The organism is Vicinamibacteria bacterium (assembly GCA_035620555.1).
Taxonomy (GTDB): domain Bacteria; phylum Acidobacteriota; class Vicinamibacteria; order Marinacidobacterales; family SMYC01; genus DASPGQ01.
On record DASPGQ010000829.1, the window covers coordinates 1 to 10,332 of the forward strand.

At 63.6% G+C, this 10,332-nt stretch carries 9 protein-coding genes; 4 read left to right on the plus strand and 5 right to left on the minus strand.

Translation table 11 applies throughout. The features are described 5' to 3' along the window. The 3 genes from VEK15_32955 to VEK15_32965 all read right to left on the minus strand — a co-directional run. Window positions 1-494 (minus strand): glycosyltransferase family 2 protein (locus VEK15_32955; protein HXV65552.1); only part of this gene is annotated, 494 nt, incomplete at its 3' end. A gap of 16 nt (window positions 495-510) precedes the next feature. Beyond that, window positions 511-900, minus strand: coding sequence for a hypothetical protein (locus VEK15_32960; protein HXV65553.1), 390 nt, complete (start codon window positions 898-900; stop codon window positions 511-513). Between the two features lie 9 nt (window positions 901-909). Then, window positions 910-3,090 (minus strand): sugar-binding protein, encoded by a 2,181-nt coding sequence (locus tag VEK15_32965; protein ID HXV65554.1) that lies wholly within the window; start codon window positions 3,088-3,090, stop codon window positions 910-912. On the opposite strand from VEK15_32965, the gene VEK15_32970 reads away from it, so the two are divergent. After that, window positions 3,082-3,543 (plus strand): TIGR03668 family PPOX class F420-dependent oxidoreductase, encoded by a 462-nt coding sequence (locus tag VEK15_32970; GenBank protein HXV65555.1) that lies wholly within the window; start codon window positions 3,082-3,084, stop codon window positions 3,541-3,543. The two genes, VEK15_32965 and VEK15_32970, sit on opposite strands and share 9 nt — an antisense overlap. 186 nt (window positions 3,544-3,729) lie before the next feature. Next, window positions 3,730-5,187, plus strand: coding sequence for a tetratricopeptide repeat protein (locus VEK15_32975; GenBank protein ID HXV65556.1), 1,458 nt, complete (start codon window positions 3,730-3,732; stop codon window positions 5,185-5,187). A gap of 8 nt (window positions 5,188-5,195) precedes the next feature. Here VEK15_32975 and VEK15_32980 read toward each other — a convergent pair whose 3' ends face one another. Further along, window positions 5,196-6,173 (minus strand): electron transfer flavoprotein subunit alpha/FixB family protein, encoded by a 978-nt coding sequence (locus tag VEK15_32980; GenBank protein HXV65557.1) that lies wholly within the window; start codon window positions 6,171-6,173, stop codon window positions 5,196-5,198. A 1-nt stretch (window position 6,174) separates the two neighbouring features. Continuing rightward, the gene (locus VEK15_32985) at window positions 6,175-6,951 is read right to left on the minus strand and encodes an electron transfer flavoprotein subunit beta/FixA family protein (GenBank protein HXV65558.1); all 777 of its coding nucleotides are present in this window, start codon (window positions 6,949-6,951) and stop codon (window positions 6,175-6,177) included. 23 nt (window positions 6,952-6,974) lie between these two features. Here VEK15_32985 and VEK15_32990 point away from each other — a divergent pair, with 23 nt between their 5' ends. Together VEK15_32990 and VEK15_32995 are read left to right on the plus strand one after the other, a co-directional pair. Next, window positions 6,975-7,499, plus strand: a complete 525-nt coding sequence (locus VEK15_32990; protein ID HXV65559.1) for a hypothetical protein — start codon at window positions 6,975-6,977, stop codon at window positions 7,497-7,499. 535 nt (window positions 7,500-8,034) lie between these two features. Then, a partial coding sequence (locus VEK15_32995; GenBank protein ID HXV65560.1) for a S8 family serine peptidase occupies window positions 8,035-10,332 on the plus strand: 2,298 nt, incomplete at its 3' end.

The following is a 10,332-nucleotide window of genomic DNA, read 5'->3' on the forward strand; positions in this document are numbered from 1 at the left end:
GGGAGGCTTTCGTCGAAATAGCCGACCGCGTCGAGGACACGACGGCTCACGAGTGAGGACGAGGGCGAGATGATGCAAAGGGGAAGCGACTTCTCGAAGATGTCCCCGCCGTACTTTCGATGCTTCTTCATCGGATTGACCCGGCGGCCGTTGCGAATCCAGATCTCGTTCGTATGGCAGAGAACGGCGTCGGGACTCGCGGCCAGAGCGTCGAGCTGTCGCTCGAGCTTGCGGGGAAGCCACTCGTCATCGGAATCGAGGAACGCGACGAGCTCTCCATTCGATGATCGGATGCCCGCGTTTCGTGCGGCGCTCACACCGAGATTCGACTGTCTCACGACGCGAACCCGGGGAAACTCGGTTCGGATGCGCTCGGCCGAACCGTCGGTCGAGCCATCGTCGACGACGATGATTTCGGCCGGGGCCACCGTCTGCGCCTGAATCGACGTGACGGCACGAGCGAGGGCGTCCCCACGGTTATGGGTGGGGATCACGACCGAGACCGACGCTTCAGGGAGCGACACTGCCGTCGGGATGGGCCGTGAACGGGAAGGCGTTGTCGATGTTTCGAAGAGCCACCCCGTTGGCGGTCAAACTCTCGAAGCCGCACCCCTCGGGTGCCGCGAGACGCACGCTCTGATGTCCGATGGGAACCTGCTCGAAGAGAAGATGGAACTGGTCCGTCGAGATGGCGTCCATCGTCACCGGAGCGAAGCCCCACCAACTCGGGAACAGGTACGCTTGCCCGGCGCAGTCGAGGGCCGACCCGGAAAGACTCGCGGTAAACGTGAACTCGACCGTCGTGCTGACCGGAGAAGGACCCGTGGGAAGGGGATTTCCGCCGCCACCGCAGCCCGAAAGGCAGGTCCCGGCAACGAACGCCCAGAGTGCTCTCTTCACCCTTGCAGTCTATCTTCCCAAGACGACCCTTGGCCAGAGATAGGGTAGAGCCTGCTTCCCACCCCATTCGAACGCGGCCCAGGCGAGGCCGCTTTCGGAGATATTGGCGCCGACGCGTGCATCGGCGTCATCGCCATCGTAGATGACGACGTTGAGTCCGATCTCGTCTCCCGGTTTCGGTTGGTGAGGCATCGCGTTCCACGGGATCCTCGCTTCGAACGTATACCCATCTTCGCTCCTCCGGGAGGCGACCTCCATGCCGGGAGCGGTTTGCTCCATGGGTCCCTGATTCGCGTCGGCATCGCGGAAGCCCCGGGCTCCGAAGCCCTCGGTGGTGCAGGGAAATGCCGCCGCCTGGAGAACGGTCGCGGTGTCCTGGCTCGTGCCCGAAGGGTCGACGGTGATTCCGATGGCGTCGGAGCGCAGCTGCGCCTTGATGTCGTCGGGCGCGATGTTGCAGACGACGACATCGTCGAGGACTCGCGCGCCGATGTAGAGGTAATCTTCATCGTAGGCTAGCCTGAAGCTTGCGCTCGAATCGGCGGCACCGTCGGGCTCGCGCCGCCACCAGAGGTCCCGCGGCGAGATTTCGCTTCCGGGCCAGCCATTCGTGTCCTCGAGCTCCCCATCGATCCGGGGTGGAGAGGGCACACGGGGGATTTCGAGCACGGGCAGCGTGTAGACATCCGCGGAGTCCGAGCTCGTGCGCCCCTCCACTTCGGTTGTGACGCGCATAGGTATTTTGGCCGAGTGGCGGCCTTCCGGCAGAACGCGCTCGTCGACCGCGAGCTCGAGTCGAAGCTCCACTTCGCCCCTAGCCGGGACAACGAACTCCGCGCCGCTCCGGAGGACGACGCCTTCGGGAAGGTCGAGCGTTACCGTGCCTTTTTGCGACTGGGCCGAGGTATTCGACACGGTGATCCTCACGTCGTTCGTGCGGCCTATCAAGAGCGGAACCCGTGTCGGGAGAGTCTCGATCACCCATTCGGTCCGGGTCTCCCTGGCGAAATCACGATACGAGGCGATGTCGTAGAGCGGGACGAACTCCGCGCGGATCGGAGCCCGAGCCCTGAGCCAGGTGAAGTTGCTTCCCTCGATCGGATGGCCCTGGTGCTCCGTTCGATAGGTCGCGAAGAGACGCGCGTTCACGTCGAGCGCGGCAGAGTCGGTCGGTGTCAGGATGGCCCCACCCTCCGTCGATTCCACTGACCAACCTGCGGGTGGCTGGAACGTCACGACGGCGTTGTCGAACGGCTCGCCACGAGCGTCCTCGAGCCGGACCGCGACGAAGAGCGGCTGGCCGATGCCCGTCGAGAACGCCTCTGGCTCCAGCGCAAAGCGCACCCCCGCGGGGGAGGAGCCGACGCCGATGAGCGCCCCCTCGAGTAAGTGGCGTTCGGGCTGACCGACGGGTACGCGCGACCGAACGAGCATGAATCGCTGTGGCCGCGGGTCTTCCACGGGAATCCGGGCGAAGCGATCGAAGCCCTGCGAACGATATTGCGATGTGGCGAGAGCCGCGATCTCCGCGAAGGACCGATTGCTCGCGCGCGAGAAATCCGAGCTCGGGATTGCGACCGTCGTCGGCGCATCACGATTAGCGTAGTACAGCTTGAGCGGCTCGAAAGGCGCGAGGTGCTCGTCCCGAATGTGCTCGCCGCAAAAGCCGGAATCACCGGCTTTGGCGTAGGCGATCGTTGCTGCGCGGGCCGCCATCTGGTGCTGACCGTGTGTTCCCGGACCGGGCCACATCGTAACGATGACCTCGGGCCGCTCGAGACGGACGTGGCGCACGATATCGCAAACGAAGGATTCGCCCCATCGCCGGGACGCCTCCTCGGCCGAGAGGGTGAAGTAGAAGTCGGTGAGCCCGAGGAAGGAAGGTGACTCGACGCCCACGAGCGCGAGTGCCCGCCTTTCTTCTTCCTTGCGGATGAGCGCGAGTGCCCGCCCGGCTTCGGGGCCGATGGCGTTGCCACCACCGTCCCCACCGGTGGCGGTGACGACCGTCCCTCGGAATGCTTCATCGAGCAGGTAACGCGCGAGAGTAGCGAGGACCGCGGTGTCGTCGTCGGGATGGGCCCCGACGAACATGATGTCGACGTCCATGAGGTCGAGACCGGTCTGGGCATCGAGCGGCCCCGAGCCGAGGACGAGTACAATGACGCAGGCGATGAACCCATGGCGCATGACGACGACATTATAGGCATCCCCTCGATCGAACCGGAGATCGAGGCGTTCATTCGCAAACAAGGCGTCGCCCGGCTCGCCACCGCCGACGGAGAGGGACGGCCGAGCCTGGTCCCGGTTTGCTTCGTCTTCACCGAAGGTCGCTTCTATTCGCCCATCGACGACAAGAGGAAGAACACGTCTTGGGGCCGGCTGAAAAGATTGCGCAACATCGAGGTAAATCCCAACGTCTGTCTTCTACTCGACCATTACTCCCGAGATTGGACCGAGCTTCGCTGGGTGCTGATCCGCGGGGTAGCCGAGGTGATCTCCCCGCCGGACCGCTTCGCGAAGGAACATGCCGAGGCGATTCGGCTGCTTCGGCGCAAGTACCCGCAGTACGAGAATGCCCGTATCGGCGAACGGCCTCTCATCCGGATCGTCCCCCGCTCGGTCACGTCCTGGTCGGCCTGACCGGGGAAGTTTGGGCGGGGACAGTGTAGGCTTTCTCCCACCCACCGACTCGGGATGAGCGAATCGCAACCTATAACTCCTAACGAACATTGTACTTGTGCTCATGATTCCCGGCGCAAATCTGGCCCCGACCTTGCTTCAAGATTGGTGATGACGGATTCTTTCAATACACGTGCGGCTCGGGCGATGCGCAGCGCGGCCGAGAGACAGAGAAACGGTGCGTTGATCTGCGAGACCAGGGATGCCAAACGGCTCGTATTCTTCGAGGGCGGTCAGATCGTGGGCGCCAAATCCAGCCTGGTCGACGAACGCCTCGGCGAGGTCATCGTGCGCATGGGCCGTATCACCAGAGCTCAGCTCGAGGAGGCGACACGCCACATCCGTTCCGGCCGAATGCTGGGCGGCATACTCGTGGAGCTCGGCTATCTCCGAGGGGGTGAGATCGAGTCCGCGGTTCGCACGCAAATCATCGAGATTGGAGCGGCGATTCTCGTCTCCACGCCGACGAGGCTCCTCTTCTCGGACAAGGTAACGATCGAGGCGGTAACGCTCTCGCCGGTGTCGGTCGGAGAGGTCTTTCTCGATGCGGTGAAACGGCTTCCCGAGATCGGACTCTACCGCGAGAACATCCTCATCGACGACTACGTCCTGGCGCGGACCCCCGACACGGAGCGACTCGGTCGCGCGATAAAGCTCTCCGAAGCGGAAGCCCGAGTCCTGGACTCGATCGATTCGGAGCATACCGTGGAGGAGATTCTCCGCCTTTCGCCGCTTGCCGAGGACGAGACTCTCCGAATCCTCGTGGCGTTACAGCAGTCCGGAATCCTGGCGGTGGAGCAACGATCGGACACGCAAGCGGTGGTCGAAGAGAGGCCGAGCATTCCGGTCCATTCCGAGAAGGTCGAGCCTCTAGAGAAGGAGCTGATCGAGGTTTATAGCAGCATTCAGTGCCAGAACCACTGGCAAGTCCTCGGCCTCGAGCGTGGTGCCAGCTACCTGCAGATCGACCGGGCCTATCGTGCGCGAACCGAGCGTTTCGCCCCGGAGAATTTTCAGCACATTCCCGATACGGAGTTGCAGGAGAAGCTATCCTTCGTGCACGCGCGTCTCGAGGAGGCTTTCGTCACACTGTCCTCGACGTCAACGGCAACTGCCTATGGCGGGCTGGTGGAGCGCGAAGATCAGTATCAGGAGACCAAGGAGCGGTGGGAAGTCATAACCGCGCCCCCACACGTGCCGAATGGATGGACTCGGCCGCTCGACTCCGAGGAATCCGAACGGCTCCTCAAGCGAGCCAAAAGGGCCTTGCGCGAGCAGGACTACTGGCGGGCCATCGAGCTCCTGCGTGCCTCGATCGAGCTGTCGGACGGTACGGACCCCGAGCGCTTTCACCTCCTCGGGCAAGCGCTCGCCGAGAACCCTCGGTGGCGACAGGATGCCGAGCAGAACCTCAAGATCGCGCAAAACCTGAAGCCTTGGGAGCCCCGTTATCTCGTATCGCTCGCGAAGCTTTACGAGAAGGAAGGGCTCCATCAGAGGGCCCAGCGCATCTACGAACAGATCCAGGCCATTGACCCTGGCTACACCCTTCGGCAAGAGTTCTCGTCAGAGGAGAGCGAGTCCGCGAGAACGAAAGCAGGCTAGGGAGGCTCCTACCGTCCCTTCGCTTCTCTCAGCGCCTTGGTGAGCGCCGGCACGATTTCGAAGAGATCTCCGACCACGCCGACGTGGGCGACACCGAATATCGGGGCGTCCGGATCCTTGTTGATCGCCACGATGTAGCCGGAGCCTTTCATTCCGACCACGTGCTGAATCGCTCCCGAGATGCCGCAAGCCACGTACAGCTTGGGACTGACGGAAACGCCGCTCGACCCAATCTGGTGCTCGTGAGGCAGCCAGCCCGCGTCCGTCACGGCGCGGGACGCGCCGAGCTGCCCTCCGAGCGCCTCGGCCAGCTCGCGAACAACCCCGAGCTTGTCGGGGCCGCCGACGCCGCGTCCCGCGGAGACGATGACGTCGGCTTCCCTCAGATCGAGCCCGCCGGTTTCGCCGGCTCTGGTCTCGATGTAGGACGCTCTCAGATCCTCGAGGCTCAACCGGGATTCGATCTTTCGTACCGTTCCCGAGGTCGTCCCGTCGAACGGTGCCGACGCGCCTTTGTCCACGGTCGCCAGCAGGGGGCGAGCGCCCGTGACCTCGACCTGGTGGACGAACTTGCCGTTGAAGGCCTTCCTGGTGAAGAGCGTCCTTTCGTCCGACATCGTGATCTGCGCGCAGCCCGTCACCAGCGGAACCCCGAGCCGCCCGGCCAAGGGAGCCGCGACGTCCCAGCCGTTCGGGGTGTGGCCGATCAGGACGAGGTCTGGTGCCTCGTCGTTCAGGATGGGCTCGATGGACTTGCGAAAGGCATCGACGTTGTAGTTCTCGACGGCCGTGCCTTCGACGTAGACCACCTCCGCCGCTCCGCGCGAAGCAAGCTCCGCGGCAGCGGACTCGATGCCGCTTCCCAGGAGAACCGCCTTGACCTCGCTTCCTTCTTTTATGCGGTGGGCCAGGCCGAGAAGCTCGAGAGATATCTCCCTCGGCACCTTGCCATCGTGCTCCGCGAGTACGATGATCTTCGATTGCATCTCAGAGAACCCCGGTCTTCTCCCGAATGCGGCTCACGAGCTGAGTCGCGACCTCATCGGGCGAGCCAGAGAGTACGTCGGCACCTTTTCCCGTAGGGGGCGGGGAGAGCGAGACCGATCGCAGACCGGACGTTGCCTCCACTCCCAGATCGGCGGCGGTGAGGGTTGTTACCGGCTTTTTCTTGGCCCCCATGATGCCCTTCAAAGTGGCGTAGCGAGGTGAGTTGATTCCCGTTTGCACGCTGAGGACGGCGGGAAGCTTCAAGTCGACCACCTGGAGCTCGTTGTTCTCGAGCTCGCGCTCGACCCGGAGTGTTCCCCCATCTTTCAACTCGAGACTCATCACGGCGGTCGCGGAAGGCCAATCGAGAACTCCGGCGACGAGGCCCCCTATCTGCGTGTGATTGTCGTCGTCGGCCTGGAGCCCCGCCAGGATCAGGGAGAAGTCCTGGTCGCGGGTCGCGGCAACGACGAGGCGGGCGATGCTCAGCGGATCCAATCTCGACGAGGCTTCGTGCTTCACGTGAATCGCACGATCCGCTCCCATCGCGAGGCATGTTCTGAGCACCGAGCTCGCCTCCGGGGAACCCACGGTGAGGGCGACGACTTCCTCCAGCTTGCCCGCATCCTTGAGCTTCAACAGCTCTTCGAGCGCATATCGGTCGTAGTCGTTCATGGCGAACGAAAGGTTGGATTCGTCGATCCACGTTCCTTCGGCGTTGATTCGAAAAACTGAGTTGGCGTCGGGGACCTGCTTGACCAGCACCAAGCTCTTCATGCCGACATTATAATCGCTCGAACATGCCGGGCCGAGCCGTCGTCATCCTCTTGCTCGCGCTAGGCGCGCTCCTGGCGGTCGTGGCCAGCCGATTCGCACCGCGACTCCGGTTGAAGCCCCATTCACTGGAAGCGCTCGAGACCGTGGCGGTGATGCCCTTCGACAACCGCAGCGGAGATCCCGAGCTCGAGCTGCTCGCATCGACGATCGCCGAGACCCTCGTCGCCTCGCTCGAGAAAGGCGAACGGGTAAAGGTCGTTCCCGCCCGGAAGAGCTTGATGTTCAAGGACCTGGAAGGAGGTATCGCGCGAATCGCGGCCGAGCTCGACGCGGCCTACGTCGTCACTGGGAGCCTCGACCGGGTCGAAGATCGAATCGAGGTCGACTTCTACCTGTTTCGTTCCGGTGATGAGCAGGGGCTGTGGGCCGAGCGGCACGCCTGGCCGCTCGAGAAACGAGATTCGATCGCCGGGGAGCTTGCCGAGCGCCTTGCAGGCTCTCTTGCGAGCCCCGATCCCGCGGAGGAGCCACGCTCCTTGCCCCGGTGATGGCGACCGGGTTGGCATTCTAGTGCTCAAGGCCGTGGCGGGACCCGTAATCGATCGTGCCGCCACGGCTCGGGCTGCTTACGGCGCGGCCAGCGCGCCGGGCTCGCTCCGCTCGCGCAGGGTGGGTTGAGTTTTTCGTCACCCTGCCAATTGGGACGTGTGACGGTTGACACTGCATTGGGCCGTCGGGTATGACTAACTGGCGTTGTCGCGCGCCCGGGCAGAGGGGAGGCCCGCCATGGTCGAAAAATTGAAACCCTGGAATCGTTTCATCCCCCCTCCGAGTGACTCGTCCAAAAAGCACTTGATGTAGACGGGTCCGGCGACCTGTCGCCGGTTGGCCCGTACCGAAAGGGGGGCAAGGATGCGAGCGTCCTCGAGTACGCGCCACGGGAATCGTTCGGCTAAATCCCGCCGATCGCCACTCCGCCTCCTCCTCGTCGCTTCGCTTCTCTCGACTCTTGGCTGGGTGCTCACTAGCATCGAGAAGCCAGCCGTTCAGGCCCAGGTAAGTTCGCGTGGTCGAAAGGTGCGCGTGAAGGAGCGATCTCTCGCTGACCGGCTCGATCGTCTCGGGGGCCAGCTCGTCGCCGACTACGGCAGCTATCTGCTCTATGAAGTTCCGGAAAGCACCGCCGAGGAGACGATCGGCCTTCCCGAGGTCGAGACTCTAGACGAGTACCGCTTCGTCCTGCTGAATAGCGGCCCCGTCGATACCCGACGGGCTGCCTCGGGGGGCGGTCGGCAGATTCGGGAAAGTTTCGACGGCAAGCGACTGCAGATCGTTCAACTCGTCGGTCCGACGAGGCCCGAATGGCTCGCCGCTCTTCGGGATACCGGCGCCGAGGTCGTCACCTACCTTCCTCACAACGCCTACCTCGTCTATGCCGACGCCGCTAGCATGGGAGCGCTCGCCGAGCTTCAAAGGGAGGAGCGCTTCGTCGGATGGCAAGCGCCCTATCAAAGGGAGCACAAGGTTCATCCCCGTGCGATCCGGTCTCGGCAACTGCGCGGTCTCCGTAAGCGGACGTTGCAACCATCTTCGGTACAGGAACAGGATCTCTACGCGGTCCAGTTGATCGACGACCCCGCTGCCAACGCGGTCACCGTGAGAATGGTACGAGCCATTTCTAAAGGCGCGCTCCGGAGCCAGTTCCGGATACGGAACTACCTGAATCTCATCGTCCCTCTCGATCCCGGCGACGTAGACGCCGTTGCCGCCCGGCCCGACGTCGTCTCGATCCATCCGTTCGTCCCTCCGGAACGATCGGGTGAGCGACAAGGGCAGATCCTGGCTTCTGGTCTCTCGGGGACGAATCCGGGTTATCTCGATTTCCTCGCTGCCATGGGCTTCACGCAGCAGCAGTTCACTTCGTCAGGCTTCTCGGTCGATATTTCCGACAGCGGTATCGACAACGCGACGACCTCTCCCAATCATCCGGGCCTCTATATCGGTGGGAATCCGGCCGCTGCGAGTCGGGTCGTCTACAACCGCCTCGAAGGCTCTCCCCTCTTCGGCAATACGCTCGAAGGTTGCGATGGGCACGGAAACATCAACGCTCATATTCTCGCCGGATACAACGACGGGTCAGGCTTTCCTTTTGCCGACGCCGAAGGCTTTCGCTTCGGCCTGGGAGTGGCTCCGTTCGTCAGAGTCGGATCGTCGGTGATCTTCGCGCCCGACTATACCTTTCCCAGCTTCCCCGATCTGCAGTCGAGAGCTTACGCCGATGGCGCTCGCATCAGCAGCAACAGCTGGGGTGGGCTCGTCTACGGCGCCTATGACGTCACCGCACAGGCTTTCGACGCGCTCGTCCGCGACGCGCAGCCTTCCGCGTCCGCCGTCGCTTCGCCGGGAAATCAGGAGATGGTGATCGTGATTGCCGCCGGCAACGAAGGCCTCGAGGGTCTGCGCTCTCCGGGAACTTCCAAGAACGTGATTTCCGTCGGCGCGAGCGAGAACGTCCATTTCCTCGGTGACCTCGACGGCTGCGGCGTCGACGACATCGCCTCCGACCACGCCGACGACATCGCGTGGTTCTCGAGCCACGGCCCCACGGAGGACGGCCGGAACAAGCCCGATTTGGTTGCTCCCGGCACCCACGTCAGCGGAGGGGTCTACCAAGCCGCCGACCCGGGCGAGACCGGACAGGCGCACCCTTGCTTCGACGGCTCGGCGAACTGCGGTCTCGCCACCGGGTTCTACTTCCCGCCGGGCCAGCAGTTCTACACCATTTCCTCGGGCACCAGTCACTCGACACCCGCGGTCGCCGGGAGCGCCGCCCTCGTGCGGCAGCTCTTCATCAATCAGGGCCTGACTCCTCCGAGCCCGGCCATGACCAAAGCTTTCCTGATGAGCTCGGCCCGTTATCTGACGGGTGAAGGAGCAAACGATTCGCTTTGGTCCAACGGCCAGGGTATGGGTGCGGTCGACCTCGGGGTGGCTTTCGATACGACCCCCCGCATACTGCGCGACCAGCGCCCCGACGATACGTTCACCGCTAGCGGCGAGACGGTCGTCGTCACCGGCACCGTTGCGGAGCCCGGTAACCCCTTCCGAGTCACGCTGGCCTGGACGGACGCGCCGGGATCGACGACCGGTCCCGCCTTCAATAACGATCTCGACCTGACCGTCACCGTCGGAGGCCAGATCTACAAAGGGAACGTCTTTTCGGGCCCTTTCTCGATCACCGGCGGCGCGGCGGATATGCGCAACAACGTCGAGAGCGTTTTTCTGCCCGCCGGAACGGTTGGGGATTTCACGGTCTCGGTCGCCGCGATCAACATCAACTCGGATGGGGTCCCGAACGTCGGGGGCCCTCTCGACCAGGAC

Bases quoted from the DNA above. Each gene is read 5' to 3' on its own strand.
- VEK15_32980 (HXV65557.1), bottom strand. From the start codon at position 6,173: ATGCAATCGAAGATCATCGTACTCGCGGAGCACGATGGCAAGGTGCCG.
- VEK15_32985 (HXV65558.1), bottom strand. From the start codon at position 6,951: ATGAAGAGCTTGGTGCTGGTCAAGCAGGTCCCCGACGCCAACTCAGTT.
- VEK15_32990 (HXV65559.1), top strand. From the start codon at position 6,975: ATGCCGGGCCGAGCCGTCGTCATCCTCTTGCTCGCGCTAGGCGCGCTC.
- VEK15_32965 (HXV65554.1), bottom strand. From the start codon at position 3,090: ATGCGCCATGGGTTCATCGCCTGCGTCATTGTACTCGTCCTCGGCTCG.
- VEK15_32975 (HXV65556.1), top strand. From the start codon at position 3,730: ATGCGCAGCGCGGCCGAGAGACAGAGAAACGGTGCGTTGATCTGCGAG.
- VEK15_32970 (HXV65555.1), top strand. From the start codon at position 3,082: ATGGCGCATGACGACGACATTATAGGCATCCCCTCGATCGAACCGGAG.